The following is a 16,301-nucleotide window of genomic DNA, read 5'->3' as shown; positions in this document are numbered from 1 at the left end:
CCAAACGGTTCATGAATTTGATCAATCAATTGAAATCAAAATGGCGCAGTGCCGTCTTTCTGGAAAATCGTCCTGAAGTCGGTGAAGTCATTTTGAAACAAAGACGCGTGTTCACTTTACCGAGCAAGCCCGGTTTGTCTTTTGTGCTCATGCTGGTTTTATTATTTTTAGCATCCACGAATTACAATCTCAATCTCGGCTTTGCAATGACTTATTTATTGGCGGGCTTAGCCGCCATTAATGCCCTATTCACATTTAGGAATCTGGCTTATTTGCGTTTAAACGCCAGCGCTTGCCCGCCTATATTTGCTGGCGATGTGGCGGAATTCCCTATACGCATCCAAAATACACAAAATTTGGCACGTTATGCTTTGCATATTGGTTTCGTTACTAGCAATACTGTAGAACATATCGTCGATATCAATCCTCAGGAAAGTTTATTCTTGCGCTTACAAATTCAAAGCAAGCAGCGCGGCTATTTAGCAATTCCAAGAATTCGAATTCAAACCTGGTTTCCCTTAGGCTTATTGCGCGCCTGGAGCACTTGGCTGCCAGACACAAAAACCCTGGTCTACCCAACCCCAGAGGTCGATCCACCAGCACTTCCTTTAAGTCCCAGCGACGATGGTACCGGTTTGCATAGCAATGGCGATGAAGATTTTGCGGGTGTACGCAGTTATCAATCGGGTGATCCACTCAAACATTTGTCTTGGAAGCACATCGCAAGAATTGATCTGGATGCAGGCGGTAGTTTAGTCACGAAGTTATTTTCTGGCGGCGCGCAAGGTGAAGTTGTACTCGATTTCTCACAATTAAGTACACAACTCGACATAGAACTGCGCTTGTCGCGGATGACCGCGTGGATTTTAGACGCCGAACGGCAAGGTCTTGCCTATGGATTTAAACTCGGCCATATCGACTATCCCCCCACTCTGAATGAGGAGCATCGTGCCGCTTGTTTACGCGCTTTGGCACTTTATGGTATCGATGAGGAATCAGGTGTCCAGCCATGAGTACGCCCCTAATTTATGACGCGAATGGCCATAAGTTCAACTCATATTGGCGCAGACTAAGTCGAGAAAAAATTGATACCTTGCTACTGGTGCTTGCCTGCTTGCTTGTGGTGATAAATCATCTGGACTCTATCGGCAACTGGATTAGCGCAAGTGCGATGAGCTTGATGGCGTGGCGTGCCTGGCTCACCTTGAGTGGGCGCCAATTACCCGCGCGCTGGATACTGCTCCCGATTGCAACCGTACTAATGGCGGCAATCTACTGGCAATTTCGCAGCTTCTTGGGAAGGGAAACTGGCGTCGCCATGTTGATCTTGCTCTTAGCCTGCAAAATGTTGGAGATGCATGCAAAACGAGATTTATTTGTCGTTGTATTTCTTGGATTCTTCCTCCTGCTTACCAGTTTTTTTAACTCACAAAGTTTAGGCACTGCTTTCCAAGTCTTGGTTTCAGCGTTCGCCCTACTGCTGGCCCAATTGTCATTTCAATTTTCAGAAAAAACAGCTTCGCTGTGGGTACGCTGCAAGCTAATCCTGAAAATGTTACTGCTGGCCGCACCTTTAACTTTGATTTGCTTCTACTTATTCCCCCGAATTCAAGGACCACTTTGGGGCTTACCAAGTGATGCCAATATCGCCCGTAGCGGCTTATCCGACTCTATGTCACCTGGCAACATCAGCAAACTGGCAATGTCTGAGGAATTGGTTTTCCGTGCCAAATTTTTAGGTGAAGCACCCGCTAAATCCGCGATGTATTGGCGTGCCATCGTCATGAGCCATTTTGATGGTCGCAGTTGGAAACAATTGACTCAAAATCTGCCGCAAGGAGCGATCAAGCTCGACGTAGCGGGGAAACCACTAGCGCAAGAAATCACGCTGGAACCTGGAAACAATCATTATTTGTTTGGCCTAGATAGCGTACCAAGTGCCCCCGAACTTGAAGCTAGCACAGCACATTTAAATGCACTAGGCGAAATTCGTAGCGAACTACCCATTAACAAACGCATTCGTTACCAGATTTTTTCGCATCCTAACTATCGTCTCAACCCTGATTTTGATGCCCAGCAAATTCAAATTAATTTGCGCTTGCCACGTGGATTTAATCCCGACACTATGCAGTTCGCACAAAAGCTGCAACAAGGCTTCCCAGATCAAAAGAGCAGAATCGAAGCGGTACTACGCTATTTTAGAGAAGAAAAATTTTATTACACTTTGGAACCGCCAGCCTTAGGGCGCCATAGCGTCGATGAATTTCTTTTTTCCAGCCGCGCTGGTTTCTGCGAACACTACTCCAGCGCCTTTGTCGTACTCATGCGCGCAATGGGTATCCCTGCACGAGTCGTTACTGGCTACCAAGGCGGTTTGCGCAATACGCAAGATGGCTACTATGAGATTAAACAGTCTGACGCCCATGCCTGGGCCGAAGTTTGGTTAGATAACGCGGGTTGGGTTCGAGTTGACCCTACCGCAGCAGTAGCGCCGGATCGCATTTTAAAGAATTTAGATGCGACTCAAAAAAACACCGGCCTTGCGGCTATGGTTAGCGACTTCATCGTCCAAAACTCATGGGCAAATGATTTGCGTATGCGCTGGAGCGCGGTAAATAATGCATGGAATCAATGGGTCTTAAATTACAACCAGGACAAACAAGAGAGTCTGTGGCAAAGTCTGGGTCTTTCCAGCATCAATTGGGAGAGAACACTATTATCAGTCTTTATCTTAGGTTTAATCGTGCTGGCGATATTCGCCATTCCTCTACTTGCAAACCGTCCTCAGATAACGGGGCACGACAAAATCTACCTAGTTTTTTGCAAAAAAATGCAAGCACGTGGGTGGCAACCAGCAATCCACGAAGCGCCTGCAAGTTTTGCACGTCGCCTACACGAACACCTAAGCCCGCCACAATTAGCCATCGTAGACAAGTTCATCGCCCTTTATCTACAAATAAAATATGGCAAGCCTATTGCAAATCCTAACGAAAAAATTCAACAGCTCAAAGCCCTGCTAAAGGAGATAAAATAGCTCACTGACTAATTTATCTCCGCAGCAGTATTTGCCTGCACTTTTACCGATACCTATACCTTGAAAATTTCATTCAACTATCAACGCCTATTGCGCACTTTATGTTTTACTTTTGTTCTTAGCGCCTTTCTTGCAGCCAGCGCCGGAATGGTGGGCAAACTGGATGCCAACGCCGCAACACCAGACAAGAAGAAAAGTAGTCCGAAAAAGAAAAATAGTCACTCAAAAAAAACGCCAACGAGAAACAAGCCTACGACGACAAAATCTATCACTTCCGAAGACGTCCATTATCTAGAATGGAAGGAAGTGCAGGAATTTATCGAACAGATGCAAACGCAGCATCAATTCGATAAAGCGCAGCTATCTGCCATTTTCGACAAGACACGCTATATCGAAACTGTTGTGCAGCTCATAAAGCCTATGCCAGCAGGTAAGCCTAAGAACTGGAAAGTCTACCGCGCAAGATTTGTAGAAAACGCGCGTATCGATGCAGGTGTGGCATTTTGGGAGCGTAATGTAGAGGCACTAAACCGCGCAGAAAATTTATACGGCGTCCCAGCCGAAATCATCGTGGGCTTAATCGGTGTCGAAACCATTTACGGCAAAAATACGGGCAACTTCCGCGCCATCGATGCCTTAACTACGCTGGCATTTTCTTATCCAGAAACGCCTACCAAAGAAGCACGCATGAGTTTCTTTAAGAAAGAATTAAGCGAGCTACTGCTATGGACCAGAGAATCTGGCATAGACATTTTCAGCGTTAAAGGATCTTATGCTGGTGCGCTTGGTTTGGCACAATTCATGCCTAGCAGTCTGCGCCAATACGCGGTTGATTTCGACAAGGATGGCAAAATTGATTTGAAGGAATCAGAAACAGATGCTATCGGTAGCGTTGCACATTATTTAGCAGTTCATGGTTGGAAGAAAAATTTACCTTACGCTTTCCCTGCGAGCTTAAGTAACGATAAGATCGACGAACAACAACTAGCCACAATCTTAGCTCAGGGCTTAAAAGCGACTTATCTTCTAGACGATTTACGACCTATTGTCAGTACACCAGATGAAAATGCCCCACGCAACCTTAAATACGGTTTGATCGATCTACAGAATGGTGATACTCCAACTGAATATTGGTTAGGGACTGACAATTTTTTTGCGATCACACAATACAACCGCAGTTATTTTTATGCGATGTCAGTGATTGATTTAGGGAAAGTAATCAGTCTTGCCCGTAGAAAAAACGAATAAAACTTCCCTTATCCAAATTACATCGTCTCATTTGAAAATTACGCAATAAAAAATATTGCAAATAAGAATTTTTTATACTAGAGTAATGTTATCTAATGATACATTTATGATGATTTGCAGAAAGTGTCAATAGATTTAATGAATTTGCCACTTATTTTTCTTACTTATTTTTTAAAAAAGTAGATAAATTTGGTTTAAAGATATAGTATTACTGATTAAGTAATTTATTACTGCACCCTACTGCAACATCAATAAACAAATAACGAGGTAATGATGCCAAACTTGACTCAACTAGAATCAGATGAAATCGACTACGATCCAAATAACCTTTTGGATACTTTGATTAAACAATTGCATTTGAAAAATGATGCCGCTTTATCCAGAGCATTGGAAGTTGCGCCACCGGTCATCAGTAAGATTCGCCATCGCCGTCTGCCAGTTGGCGCTTCATTGTTAATTCGCATGCATGAAATTAGCGATGTCAGCATCAAAGATTTACGTGCATTGATGGGTGACCGTCGAGCAAAATTCCGTATCAGCGATAAGCAGTTCAAGCCTAAAGATGCGGAAAACAACGGCTAATTTTCATGGCCTGCCATAAAAAAATCGAAGCTCAGTGTCTACTGGCTTCGATTTTTTGTTTTTGGCCTAGCGAAAAGAAGATAAATCGCACGAAAACGTTGTTTATCAACAACGCTTAATCAACACTCAATTATTTTACTTCACGCAGGAAATACACCTGTCGACAAATAGCGATCTCCCCGGTCGCACACAATAAAAACTATTGTGGCATTCTCCACAGTTTCCGAGATTCGCAATGCGACTTCACATGCGCCTGCGGCAGAAATGCCACAAAAAATCCCTTCTTCTACCGCTAAACGCCGCGCCATTAACTCAGCATTTGCCTGGCTAACTGATTCCACCACATCGACTTGCGCCTTGTTATATATTTTAGGTAAATAGGCCTCTGGCCACTTTCGTATGCCTGGTATTTGCGAACCTTCTTCTGGCTGCACACCGATGATTTGCACGTTTGGATTTTGCTCTTTCAAATAGGCAGACACGCCCATGATAGTGCCGGTGGTTCCCATTGCGCTCACAAAATGTGTCACTTGACCTTGGGTATCGCGCCAAATTTCTGGCCCAGTGCCTTCATAGTGTGCCAAGGGATTATCAGGGTTTGCAAACTGATCCAAAATGACGCCCCGTCCCTCTTTTTGCATTTGCTCCGCCAAATCACGTGCGGTTTCCATGCCACCAGCCTGTGGCGTCAAAATAATCTGGGCGCCGTATGCAGCCATGCTTTGGCGCCGCTCTACGCTCAAATGCTCAGGCATTAACAAGACCATTTTATAGCCACGCATCGCTGCCGCCATCGCCAAGGCGATCCCGGTGTTGCCACTGGTTGCTTCAATCAAGGTATCGCCTGGCTTAATTTGGCCGCGCATCTCGGCTCGTTTGATCATAGAAAGCGCTGGTCTGTCTTTGACTGAGCCAGCAGGGTTATTTCCCTCTAACTTACCCAAAATAATATTATTCCGACGCCGCGATTCTTCACTCGGTAAACGTTGTAAACGGACTAGAGGCGTATTGCCTATGGTGTCTTCGATCGTGATATAACTCATAGTAATAAGGCGTAATAGAAATACAAAATCACATTCTAAACCTTGTAGGTAGTTTCTGCTTAAAAGAGCAGAAAAGCGTCGATTTTTATCAAGACCGCTACGTAATAACATGTGCGAATATGACCCGCAAAAAAAATCCTCATATACGAATGAGGATTTTCTGTTCAACTAAGATCAATCACTGTACTCTATTTACTTGTTGCTTTAGCGTCTGTTTTGGAAGTGGCAGAATTAAGCTTAGTATTTGATTTAGCTTCTGCTTTTACTAATCCTTTAGCCTGACCATTCACGGTCAAACCAGCATCCGACAATTTCATGGCATTTTTTCCGCCTATGCCTTTCACGCGCCCTTCAAAATCGGCCCAATCCTTAAAATCACCGCCTTTTGCACGCTCGGCCAAAATGGCTTTTGACTTGGCCGGACCTATGCCTTTGACGCCATCCAAGGCTGCTTGATCAGCTTTGTTCACATCTACATCGGCAAACGCGAAACTGATACTTGTGAACAAGGCAGCAAGCGCAAAAATAATCTTTTTCAACATAGTGAGCTCCCAAAAAATGTGTTTAATAAAATGTAATTCACTCGCAATATAAACATCAATTTATTATTGCAAATACATATTACATTAAATTTATTAAAAGACTACATTTTTTGAAACAATTCTTCTCTGGTGACCGTTGCTGTTCCCAATTTACCAACAACTATACCGCCGGCTTGGTTAGCAATTAAAACGGCGTCATGCAGATTTTTGCCTTCAGCTAACATCGCCGCGACTGTTGCAATCACGGTATCTCCAGCACCTGACACGTCAAAAACTTCCCTCGCCATCGCTGGCACATGAAGTATCTCATCATCGGTAAATAAGGTCATGCCTTCTTCAGAGCGAGTCAGCAATAAGCCTGCTATATCCAGCTCTTTACGTAGAGCCTGCGCCTTCTTATTCAAGTCGGCTTCATCTTTCCAACTTCCGATCACTTGGCGCAACTCTGACTTGTTTGGCGTCAACAGACTTGCACCTTGGTAGATGGAATAATCACTTCCCTTAGGATCGACCAACACGTATTTCCCTAAACTTTTTGCATGTGTAATCATGGTGGCGACATTTACTAAACTACCTTTAGCGTAGTCGGATAAGACAATCACGTCATGTTCGGCAATCAGGCTATTAAAGCGCGACAATTTATCTTTCAAGATCTGCTCTGTCGGCTTTTCTTCAAAATCGATACGAATAAGCTGCTGCTGACGACCTATCACTCGTAACTTAATAATCGTCGAGATGCTAGGGTCGTGGTTCAGATAACTATGAATCCCAACTTCCTTGAGCAAAGTTTCGACATTATGCCCAGCCTCGTCCTCGCCAATCACGCCTAGCAAACTGGTTTCTATGCCGAGTGCCACTGCATTACGCGCTACGTTGGCAGCGCCTCCCAATCGTTCTTCACGCCGCTCAACTCGTACGATAGGAACTGGTGCTTCGGGCGAAATACGATTGACTTCTCCAAACCAATAACGGTCCAGCATGACGTCGCCCGCCACCAAAATGCGCTTTTGTGTAATCGCCATAATTTAATACTGACCTAGTTTTGTGTTAATACGGCACGACCGATTGCGTGATATTCGATCCCTAAAGATTTGACCGCACGAGGATCGTATAAATTACGACCATCAAAAATGACTGCTTGCTTTAAACTTGCTTTCACTTGATTCAGATCTGCTGCACGGAAAGTTTTCCATTCAGTGACGATCACCAAAGCATCCGCTGCAGGTAATGCCGCTTGAGGATCTGCTGCAAAGCTAATTTGCTTTAACAATTCCGGCGCGTCTGCGAAATCCAAGGCCAGCACACGTTGTGCCTCTTCGGTGGCAACCGGGTCAAACGCCACAATGTTTGCACCTGCACGCAGTAACTCTTGTATCAACACCCTTGAGGAGGCTGCACGCATATCATCGGTATCCGGTTTGAACGCCAAGCCCCACAGAGCAAATTTCAAACCTTGCAATTTTTTACCGTACTTCGCAAAAATCTTTGATCCCAGAACATGCTTCTGATTTTCATTCACATCTTCAACCGCCTGCAGAATTTTCAGTTCATGGCCATATTCTTGCGAAGTGCGTACCAGTGCTTGTACATCTTTTGGGAAGCAAGAACCGCCATAGCCACAACCAGCCATCAAAAAGCCTGGGCCTATACGCGGATCCGAACCTATGCCCTGACGCACCGCATCGATATCCACGCCGACTTTGTCTGCCAAGTTCGCTAATTCATTCATGAATGAAATACGCGTCGCTAACATGGCGTTTGCTGCGTACTTGGTGAATTCTGCAGAGCGCACATCCATCCAATAGATTTTATGACCAGCAGCTTCAAAACTTGCATACACCTCACGCATAACCTGCTGCGCGCGCTGACCTTGTGCATCATTCGCATGTCCAATCACGAGGCGATCCGGTTTCATGAAATCAGCAACCGCTGCGCCCTCTTTCAAGAATTCAGGATTTGAAGTGACGGCAAAATCCAAATCGGATTGACGTGTCGCCAGCTCCTCTGCAATCGCAGCAGATACACGATCCGCGGTACCTACTGGCACAGTCGACTTATCAACCACGACTTTAAAACTCGTCATGTGTTTACCAATATTACGTGCCGCGGCCACCACATACTTTAAGTCCGCAGAACCATCTTCATCTGGCGGCGTACCAACCGCAATAAACTGCACGTCGCCATGTGCCACACTGGCGGCAACATCGGTGGAAAAACGCAAACGCCCAGCAGCGACATTGCGAGCAACAACTTCATCGAGACCCGGCTCGTGAATCGGAATGCCGCCGTCATTTAAGATAGCTATCTTGCGCTGATCCACATCCAGACAAAACACATCGTGACCGACTTCAGCTAAACATGCGCCAGTCACCAATCCCACATAACCTGTGCCAATTATTGTTATTTTCATCTTTAGAACAATTCCTTAAAAAGAGCATGAGCTTTGTATGCGAAAAGCCAAACCGCAGAGGCGCAGAGTACGCGGAGAAAAACGATAAATCGAAAAGTCCTCTGCGCCTCTGCGGCTAAGTTTTTATCTTATCGCCATACATAAGCTTAATTCATCACATTCAGTTCTTCAGTCCGGCGCGGTGGATAAGTTTCCCACTTACTACAACCAGGACATTGCCAATAAAATTGCCGCGCTTTAAACCCGCAATGCGTGCATTGATAGCGCGTGAATTTTTGTGCATAACCGCTGACTAGATTCTTGACGATAGAAAGCTCTGGCAGCACTTCTGGTGGTGCAGTCATCATGCGTGCATCCAGCAATTTATCGAGTCCCAACAAGGTTGGCGTACGACGCAATTCACTACTGACTAACTGATTCGCATCGGCGACAGTTTCTAATTCTAGAGTCGCTTTAAATACGACTTCAAGCAAATCGATAGACGGCGTTTCTGCCATGTAGGACTTCAACAAATTCAAGCCTTCTTGAGGTCGCTCTAGTTTGCGATAACCATCCATCAAGCGTTGCGCTACCAAAGCTACATGCGGCACGCTTTGTTGCTCGACACGACGCCAAGCCAATACCGCTTGTTCAATATCACCTTTCGCCAGATGGATATCGCCGGTCAAAATCGCCGCACGCACATTGTGACGGTCGGTGGCAATTGCTTTATCTAACATAGTCATCGCAGCTTCCGGATGTGTATGTACTAATTCATCCTGCGCAATTTCACAGTAGAACTGGGCAATCTCTTTTTGCCTTCCACCGGCACCCGACTCTTGCAAAGCATGAGCGGCATCTATCGCTCGCAACCATTCCTTTTCGCGTTGATAAATTTCAAGCAAAGCCTTGCGTGCCGGAATGGCGTATTGGCCTGCAACCAATTGATTAAAGGTTTCTTCAGCGCGATCTAATAAACCAGCCTTCAGATAATCCTGTCCTAATTCAAACATCGCCTGCGTTTGCTGCTCTATCGGCAAATCTGGGCGTGACAATAAATTTTGATGGACACGAATGGCACGTTCGGTTTCACCGCGACGACGGAACAAATTACCGAGCGCAAAATGCAACTCAACGGTCTCGGGATTCAGTTTTAAGATTTCGATAAAGGCGTCAATCGCTTTATCAGGTTGGTCATTGAGTAGGAAATTTAAGCCTTTAAAATAACCTTTTGGAAGGCTGCTTGACTCAGAGATCAATTGGCGGATATCGACCCGCGCAGCAATCCAACCAAGGCTAAAAAATAGAGGAATACCTAGTAACCACCAGATTTCAAATTCCATAGTGACGGGTCTCAGTGGATAGCATTAAAGATTAAAGATTAAAAATTAAGAATTGCGGATCACATTAGGAATCGCATCTGGCGTTGGTGCTTGATTTGCAGCTGCCTGTTCGAGTTGACGCTCTTTTTCTATCTCCGCAATCGTCTTTTTATGGCGTGAAATATCACGACGATGGCGGAACACCATCGGTGCCATCGCCAACAAGCAAAATACAGCGCCAGCAACAAAAAAACACAACAACAAGATCACCAGAGGAGCCGATTGCTGATAGCCCCAGAAATACTCAAGTGTCACGATTTTATCGTTCTTCAAGGCAAAGCCTAAAAAGGCGATAAAGACCAGCAGCCAAATAAATTTAGAAATAATTTTCATAGTTAGCCTAAGTTGCCAAAGTTACGAATAGCAATCAAAGCCTACATTCTCATAAACCAGTTAAGCAACTAATACCGATTCATCAACAAACGCAAAACAATGATTCAACAAATGAAATTGTACGTGAAAAAAAACGGCATATCGGGAAATCCCTTATGCCGTTTTGTTTTCTTAGTGCAAATTACTCACTTTTTTCCACACCTGATCACACTTTAATCATGCAGTATGGGCTGACCGACTGTCGCATCCACCCTTTCGCGTAATTCTTTACCTGGTTTGAAATGCGGCACCCGTTTTTCAGGCACCATCACTTTGTCACCGGATTTAGGATTACGTCCAATTCGGGGCGGGCGGCTATTTAAAGCGAAACTACCAAAGCCACGAATTTCTATGCGCTGGCCAGTAGCCAAGGCATCGGACATCGCGTCCAAAATAGTTTTGACGGCGATATCCACATCTTTTGCTACCAGTTGTGGATACCGCTCGGCCAGACGAGCAATTAACTCTGACTTAGTCATTTGGTCACCTCTATCAATCCAATTCTAGGGCGCATGGCGGTGTCGCTTGTCCTCGCAATACTGACGTATTGCTGCGGGAAGCTTCGTGCACTGCATCCCTACAATTGAATTGCTAGAGCTGCCCATTGCTGACTTAGTTTTTGTTATCAAGCTTAGCTTTCAACAAAGCGCCGAGGCTAGTTGTGCCAGAAGCTGCATTGGAATCAACAGCTGTCGCCATCTTCTGCATTGCTTCTTGAGTTTCAGCAGAATCTTTTGCCTTGATAGACAATTGGATGCCACGTGCTTTGCGGTCGATGTTCAATACCAATGCTTCAACAGTGTCGCCAACTTTCAAGTGGGTACCAGCATCTTCCACGCGATCGCGGGAGATTTCTGATGCACGCAAGTAGCCTTCAACTTCATCAGCCAATTGGATGACTGCGCCTTTAGCTTCAACAGATTTCACTGTACCAGTGACCAATGCGCCTTTGTCGTTCATTGCGCAGTAGTTGTTGAATGGGTCGCCTTCCAATTGTTTAACGCCTAAGGAAACGCGCTCACGCTCAACGTCGATCGCCAATACGATGGCTTCCAACTCGTCACCTTTCTTGAAGCGACGAACTGCTTCTTCACCTGTTTCGTTCCAAGACAAATCAGACAAATGCACCAAACCATCGATGTTGCCTGTCAAGCCAATGAACACGCCGAAGTCAGTGATAGACTTGATCGCGCCTTTAACTTTGTCGCCTTTTTTGAAGTTCAAGGAGAAGTCATCCCATGGGTTTGCTTTGCACTGTTTCATGCCCAAGCTGATACGACGACGTTCTTCGTCGATTTCCAGAACCATAACTTCAACTTCGTCGCCCAATTGAACAACTTTGTTTGGTGCAACGTTTTTGTTTGTCCAATCCATTTCTGAAACGTGGACCAAACCTTCGATACCTTGCTCGACTTCAACGAACGCACCGTAGTCTGTCAAGTTAGTTACTTTACCGAACAAACGTGTGTTTGCTGGGTAACGACGTGCCAAACCTGTCCAAGGATCGTCGCCCAATTGCTTAACGCCCAGGGACACACGGTTTTTCTCTTGATCAAATTTGAGGATCTTCGCAGTAATTTCTTGACCCACTGTGAGAACTTCAGATGGATGACGCACACGACGCCATGCCAAATCAGTGATGTGCAACAAGCCATCGATGCCGCCCAAATCAACGAACGCACCGTAGTCAGTGATGTTTTTAACCAAGCCAGTAACCACTGTGCCTTCTTTCAGGTTTTCCATCAATTTCTGACGTTCTTCACCCATAGAAGCTTCAACAACAGCACGACGTGACAACACAACGTTGTTACGCTTACGGTCGAGCTTGATAACTTTGAATTCCATAGTCTTGCCTTCGTAAGGAGTTGTATCCTTAACTGGGCGTGTATCAACCAAAGAACCTGGCAAGAAAGCGCGGATGCCGTTCGTGAGAACAGTCAAACCACCTTTAACTTTACCATTAACAGTACCGATAACCATTTCGCCAGACTCCAGCGCTTTTTCGAGCGCGAGCCATGATGCCAAACGTTTTGCTTTGTCGCGGGACAAGATAGTGTCGCCGAAACCATTTTCCAATGATTCGATCGCTACGGATACGAAATCACCGATGTTAACTTCCAATTCACCTTGGTCGTTTTTGAATTCTTCAACAGGGATGAATGCTTCTGATTTGAGGCCAGCATTAACGATCACGAAGTTGTGGTCGATGCGAACGACTTCAGCAGAAATCACTTCGCCAGAGCGCATATCTTGGCGGGATAAAGATTCTTCGAACAATGCTGCAAAACTATCAGCACCAGTTGCGAAATCTTGAGTCATGAATACAGTAGACATAATATTTACGGGTTAGCCGGAATAGGACAAAAGGTCTATTTACCGGGTTGGGTTAAACAAACCCACTTTCATTTTGCACAGAAGCGAAACTAAGTGGGAACCAAATAAGAAAAATTAAAAAATTTAGCAGACGAACTAAGTTTTGAAATTTCTCTAGGGATCTCTAGAAATTCAATTTTGGGGATGCAGTGCTAGGCGCTTTCCGGAGCAGTACTGAAGTACTGCGAGGATCGAATTTACAATACCTACAACGCAATGCGCCCCACAATTGAATTTATCGAGATTCCCTTAAAACATTAGCGTAGAGACTGAGTATCTGATGCACTGCTTCATTCGCAGTGATATGAGACGTATCAAGTAAGAACGCGCCTGGTGCGGGTTTGAGAGGCGCTTCTGTGCGAGCCATGTCGCGAGCATCACGTTCTGCCAAATCTTTTACCAAGTCTTCCATATTAGCAGGAAAACCCTTTTCAATCAATTGCTTATAGCGACGATTTGCACGTGCTTCCACACTTGCGGTCAAAAAGACTTTTTGAATTGCATCGGAAAAGATCACCGTCCCCATATCGCGTCCATCTGCGACCAAACCGGGCAATTGACGAAATGACACTTGCAGCTCCACCAAAGCCTTGCGCACCAATGGCAAGACGGCAATTTTAGAGGCAGCAACGCCAATGGCTTCTTGCCTTACCGCATCGGTAACATCGTCACCAGCAAGAAAAACATGACCTTTTTCAAAACGGCAAGGCAAAACACGTGCTAAATCAGCAATTTGTTGCTCTTCCCACAAATCGATCCCATGACGTATCGCGGACAAGGCCGTCAAGCGATACAGCGCACCAGAATCGAGGTAGTGAAAACCCAGTTGCTTGGCAACACGATGCGCCACCGTACCCTTACCAGAAGCGGTAGGACCATCAATACTAATAACAGGAATAGTAACTGAACCGTTCAAAATAAATCCTCGTGTTTGATCTTCACAAAAGCTTCGAAGAAGTCTGGAAACGTTTTAGCAACACACTTAGGATCATTGATCCGCATCGACGCGCCGCGGCGCGCAACGCCATCCAAGGTCGCCAATGAAAAGCACATCGCCATTCTGTGATCATCATAAGTATCTATCGTCGCCGGCGCAAGTTCGGCAGGTGGTGTGACCCGCATAAAATCTTGACCTTCCTCAACGATCGCACCGAGTTTGCGCAGCTCTGTTGCCATTGCCACAATTCGGTCCGTTTCTTTAACGCGCCAGCTTTCGATATTCCGTAAGGTAGTCGTGCCATTCGCATACAGAGCTGCGATAGCGATGGTCATTGCGGCATCAGGAATATGGTTAAAATCCATATCAATCGCTTGCAGCGGGCCCTGGGTTTCCGCTTCTATCCAGTTATCACCCATGGTGATTTTGGCACCCATTTTCGCTAGTGCTTCGGCAAAACGAACGTCGCCCTGTATGCTGTTTTTGCCAACACCTTCGACACGAATGGGGCCGCCAGCGATTGCACCTGCCGCCAGAAAGTAAGAAGCCGACGACGCATCTCCTTCGACGTACACCACACCAGGTGACAAATAATGTTGACCCGCTTTAATCGTAAAACGTTGCCAGCCATCGCGCACCACTTCGACGCCAAAACGTGCCATTAAATTCAAGGTGATTTCGATATAAGGTTTAGAAATCAAATCGCCAAGCACTTCAATCACCACATCACTATGATGCGCCGCAAGTGGCGAGGCCATTAACAGGGCCGTTAAGAATTGGCTAGACACATTACCTTTTACTTGCATCTTTTGCGCATGAATATGACCACGCTTGATATGCAAAGGCGGGTATCCGGGATTACCGGTGTAATCTATCTGCGCACCAACTGTATTCAAGGCATCCACCAAATCGCCGATAGGACGCTCATGCATACGTGCCACCCCATGCACAGTGTAATCGCCGCCCAACACTGCCAGCGCTGCGACCAAGGGACGAATTGCGGTACCCGCATTCCCCATAAACAAATCTGCATGATGATTCGGGAACACACCATTGGCGCCAATTACCGTGTAGTTATGCGAACTACCCTCTTGCGTCCAATGTACACCGAGCTTTTGCAAAGCATTCAACATCACCATCGTGTCATCCGATGCGAGCAAATCATGAATTTGTGTCGTGCCTTTGGACAATGCGGCTAATAACAAAATCCGGTTTGAAATGCTTTTGGAGCCAGGCAAGCGCACAGTGCCCTGCACTTTCATGACGGGATGTAAATCAAGATGTAGTGGGTAATGTTTACTATGTTCTTTCATACTCTTCTCAATAATTTTGCTACTGAAATTTCATCTACGGGTGCGCACGGCACACCCTACTTATATCTACTTAATCGCCACCGTCTTTATTCTGCGCTTCCGCCGCCTCAATGGCATTAATCCAATTCACACGTGCGGTTTGGGCACGACTGTAAATCGCTTCTAAAGCAACGCTATCACTGGCGTCCAAGCTTGCTCGCAATTGTTGCAATTTAAGGCTATAAGAATCAAGTTCTTCCAAGATTGCATCACGATTCGCCAGACTGATGTCGCGCCACATCTCTGGCGAAGATCCTGCGATACGCGTGAAATCACGGAAGCCGCTCGCCGCATATTGAAACAAGCGGTCGGCGTGCGGTTTTGCAGCAATATCATCAACCAATGCATAGGCCAACAGATGCGGCAAATGGCTAACCGAAGCAAAAACCTGATCATGCTCCTTTGGGCTTAAATGATGAATGATGGCACCACATGCGCGCCAAGCCTGTGCAACTAATTCGACTGCTTGATCGCTGTTTTCTACCAAGCGCGTGATCACCACTTTTTTACCAACATACAAATCGTCAATTGCTGCTTCTGGACCATTTTTTTCACGTCCTGCAATCGGATGCGCAGGTATAAATTGCGAGATTTTTTCTTGCAAAGAATTTCGTGCAGCGAGTACCACATCAGCTTTGGTACTACCAGCATCCGTGACTATCGTATTTGCTTGTAAATACGGATAAATCGCGCTGAGTATCTTCTCAGTTTGTGCAACGGGAGTGGCGATCACGATCAAATCTGCATCAACTACGCCAGACGCCATGTCATCGGTAAAACTATCGATGATTCCCAGTCGTTTTGCAGATTCTAAAGAAGTTAAATGACGATCTAAGCCCACAATATGCTTAGCCGCTTGCGCCTTTTTCAGAGACAAGGCGAAAGAGCCGCCGATCAGACCTACACCGATCAACACTATCTTGTTAAAAAATGGACGCGTTTGCGTCGCTTGGTTTTCCATCTTTATGCCAATTCAAATGCTTTACAACGCCAAATCATCTTTAATGTCGCTCTTGCGTAAGCAGGAGCTCACTCAGTATCGTAGGG

The 16,301-nt window shown here is 45.7% G+C and carries 15 protein-coding genes; 4 read left to right on the top strand and 11 right to left on the bottom strand.

What is annotated here, in order from left to right; genetic code table 11:
- Nucleotides 1-11: 11 nt before the first annotated feature.
- From AC1RR2_RS12625 to AC1RR2_RS12610, 4 genes are all read left to right on the top strand, one after another.
- Nucleotides 12-1,013 (top strand): DUF58 domain-containing protein, encoded by a 1,002-nt coding sequence (locus AC1RR2_RS12625; RefSeq protein WP_493222614.1) that lies wholly within the window; start codon nucleotides 12-14, stop codon nucleotides 1,011-1,013.
- The gene (locus AC1RR2_RS12620; RefSeq protein WP_493222613.1) at nucleotides 1,010-3,034 is read left to right on the top strand and encodes a transglutaminase TgpA family protein; all 2,025 of its coding nucleotides are present in this window, start codon (nucleotides 1,010-1,012) and stop codon (nucleotides 3,032-3,034) included. The genes AC1RR2_RS12625 and AC1RR2_RS12620 overlap by 4 nt, the downstream gene beginning before the upstream one ends.
- A gap of 60 nt (nucleotides 3,035-3,094) precedes the next feature.
- Complete coding sequence (mltB, locus tag AC1RR2_RS12615) at nucleotides 3,095-4,282, top strand: lytic murein transglycosylase B (protein WP_493222612.1); 1,188 nt, start codon at nucleotides 3,095-3,097, stop codon at nucleotides 4,280-4,282.
- Between the two features lie 273 nt (nucleotides 4,283-4,555).
- Complete coding sequence (locus tag AC1RR2_RS12610; RefSeq protein ID WP_314863426.1) at nucleotides 4,556-4,864, top strand: hypothetical protein; 309 nt, start codon at nucleotides 4,556-4,558, stop codon at nucleotides 4,862-4,864.
- A gap of 140 nt (nucleotides 4,865-5,004) precedes the next feature.
- On the opposite strand, the gene cysM is transcribed toward AC1RR2_RS12610, so the two are convergent.
- The 11 genes from cysM to AC1RR2_RS12555 form a co-directional block, all read right to left on the bottom strand.
- Entirely contained in the window at nucleotides 5,005-5,907 is a 903-nt protein-coding gene (gene cysM, locus AC1RR2_RS12605; protein WP_493222611.1) for a cysteine synthase CysM, read from the bottom strand.
- 188 nt (nucleotides 5,908-6,095) lie between these two features.
- On the bottom strand, nucleotides 6,096-6,449 hold the full coding sequence (locus AC1RR2_RS12600) for a ComEA family DNA-binding protein (RefSeq protein ID WP_493222610.1): 354 nt from the start codon (nucleotides 6,447-6,449) through the stop codon (nucleotides 6,096-6,098).
- A gap of 101 nt (nucleotides 6,450-6,550) precedes the next feature.
- Nucleotides 6,551-7,471, bottom strand: coding sequence for a D-glycero-beta-D-manno-heptose-7-phosphate kinase (gene rfaE1 / locus AC1RR2_RS12595; protein WP_493222609.1), 921 nt, complete (start codon nucleotides 7,469-7,471; stop codon nucleotides 6,551-6,553).
- Between the two features lie 14 nt (nucleotides 7,472-7,485).
- Nucleotides 7,486-8,859 (bottom strand): UDP-glucose dehydrogenase family protein, encoded by a 1,374-nt coding sequence (locus AC1RR2_RS12590; protein ID WP_493222608.1) that lies wholly within the window; start codon nucleotides 8,857-8,859, stop codon nucleotides 7,486-7,488.
- Between the two features lie 146 nt (nucleotides 8,860-9,005).
- The gene (gene lapB / locus AC1RR2_RS12585; protein ID WP_493222607.1) at nucleotides 9,006-10,181 is read right to left on the bottom strand and encodes a lipopolysaccharide assembly protein LapB; all 1,176 of its coding nucleotides are present in this window, start codon (nucleotides 10,179-10,181) and stop codon (nucleotides 9,006-9,008) included.
- A gap of 45 nt (nucleotides 10,182-10,226) precedes the next feature.
- Entirely contained in the window at nucleotides 10,227-10,553 is a 327-nt protein-coding gene (locus AC1RR2_RS12580; protein ID WP_314862326.1) for a lipopolysaccharide assembly protein LapA domain-containing protein, read from the bottom strand.
- A gap of 212 nt (nucleotides 10,554-10,765) precedes the next feature.
- Complete coding sequence (locus tag AC1RR2_RS12575) at nucleotides 10,766-11,071, bottom strand: integration host factor subunit beta (RefSeq protein ID WP_186889975.1); 306 nt, start codon at nucleotides 11,069-11,071, stop codon at nucleotides 10,766-10,768.
- Nucleotides 11,072-11,204: 133 nt separating this feature from the next.
- Entirely contained in the window at nucleotides 11,205-12,926 is a 1,722-nt protein-coding gene (rpsA, locus tag AC1RR2_RS12570) for a 30S ribosomal protein S1 (RefSeq protein ID WP_493222606.1), read from the bottom strand.
- 274 nt (nucleotides 12,927-13,200) lie between these two features.
- Nucleotides 13,201-13,881, bottom strand: coding sequence for a (d)CMP kinase (cmk, locus tag AC1RR2_RS12565; protein ID WP_493222605.1), 681 nt, complete (start codon nucleotides 13,879-13,881; stop codon nucleotides 13,201-13,203).
- Complete coding sequence (gene aroA, locus AC1RR2_RS12560) at nucleotides 13,878-15,215, bottom strand: 3-phosphoshikimate 1-carboxyvinyltransferase (RefSeq protein WP_493222604.1); 1,338 nt, start codon at nucleotides 15,213-15,215, stop codon at nucleotides 13,878-13,880. Before aroA ends, cmk begins: the two co-directional genes overlap by 4 nt.
- Before the next feature lie 70 nt (nucleotides 15,216-15,285).
- Entirely contained in the window at nucleotides 15,286-16,215 is a 930-nt protein-coding gene (locus AC1RR2_RS12555) for a prephenate dehydrogenase (RefSeq protein ID WP_493222603.1), read from the bottom strand.
- Between the last annotated feature and the right edge of the window lie 86 nt (nucleotides 16,216-16,301).

This window comes from Undibacterium sp. GW821-FHT11H02, from assembly GCF_058808015.1.
The sequence above is the reverse complement of the archived record's forward strand: the minus strand, read 5'-3'. Positions and strand labels throughout refer to the sequence as shown.

Bases quoted from the DNA above. Each gene is read 5' to 3' on its own strand.
- aroA (WP_493222604.1), bottom strand. From the start codon at position 15,215: ATGAAAGAACATAGTAAACATTACCCACTACATCTTGATTTACATCCC.
- AC1RR2_RS12580 (WP_314862326.1), bottom strand. From the start codon at position 10,553: ATGAAAATTATTTCTAAATTTATTTGGCTGCTGGTCTTTATCGCCTTT.
- AC1RR2_RS12620 (WP_493222613.1), top strand. From the start codon at position 1,010: ATGAGTACGCCCCTAATTTATGACGCGAATGGCCATAAGTTCAACTCA.
- AC1RR2_RS12610 (WP_314863426.1), top strand. From the start codon at position 4,556: ATGCCAAACTTGACTCAACTAGAATCAGATGAAATCGACTACGATCCA.
- rfaE1 (WP_493222609.1), bottom strand. From the start codon at position 7,471: ATGGCGATTACACAAAAGCGCATTTTGGTGGCGGGCGACGTCATGCTG.
- cysM (WP_493222611.1), bottom strand. From the start codon at position 5,907: ATGAGTTATATCACGATCGAAGACACCATAGGCAATACGCCTCTAGTC.
- rpsA (WP_493222606.1), bottom strand. From the start codon at position 12,926: ATGTCTACTGTATTCATGACTCAAGATTTCGCAACTGGTGCTGATAGT.
- lapB (WP_493222607.1), bottom strand. From the start codon at position 10,181: ATGGAATTTGAAATCTGGTGGTTACTAGGTATTCCTCTATTTTTTAGC.
- AC1RR2_RS12625 (WP_493222614.1), top strand. From the start codon at position 12: ATGAATTTGATCAATCAATTGAAATCAAAATGGCGCAGTGCCGTCTTT.
- AC1RR2_RS12590 (WP_493222608.1), bottom strand. From the start codon at position 8,859: ATGAAAATAACAATAATTGGCACAGGTTATGTGGGATTGGTGACTGGC.
- AC1RR2_RS12555 (WP_493222603.1), bottom strand. From the start codon at position 16,215: ATGGAAAACCAAGCGACGCAAACGCGTCCATTTTTTAACAAGATAGTG.
- AC1RR2_RS12575 (WP_186889975.1), bottom strand. From the start codon at position 11,071: ATGACTAAGTCAGAGTTAATTGCTCGTCTGGCCGAGCGGTATCCACAA.
- AC1RR2_RS12600 (WP_493222610.1), bottom strand. From the start codon at position 6,449: ATGTTGAAAAAGATTATTTTTGCGCTTGCTGCCTTGTTCACAAGTATC.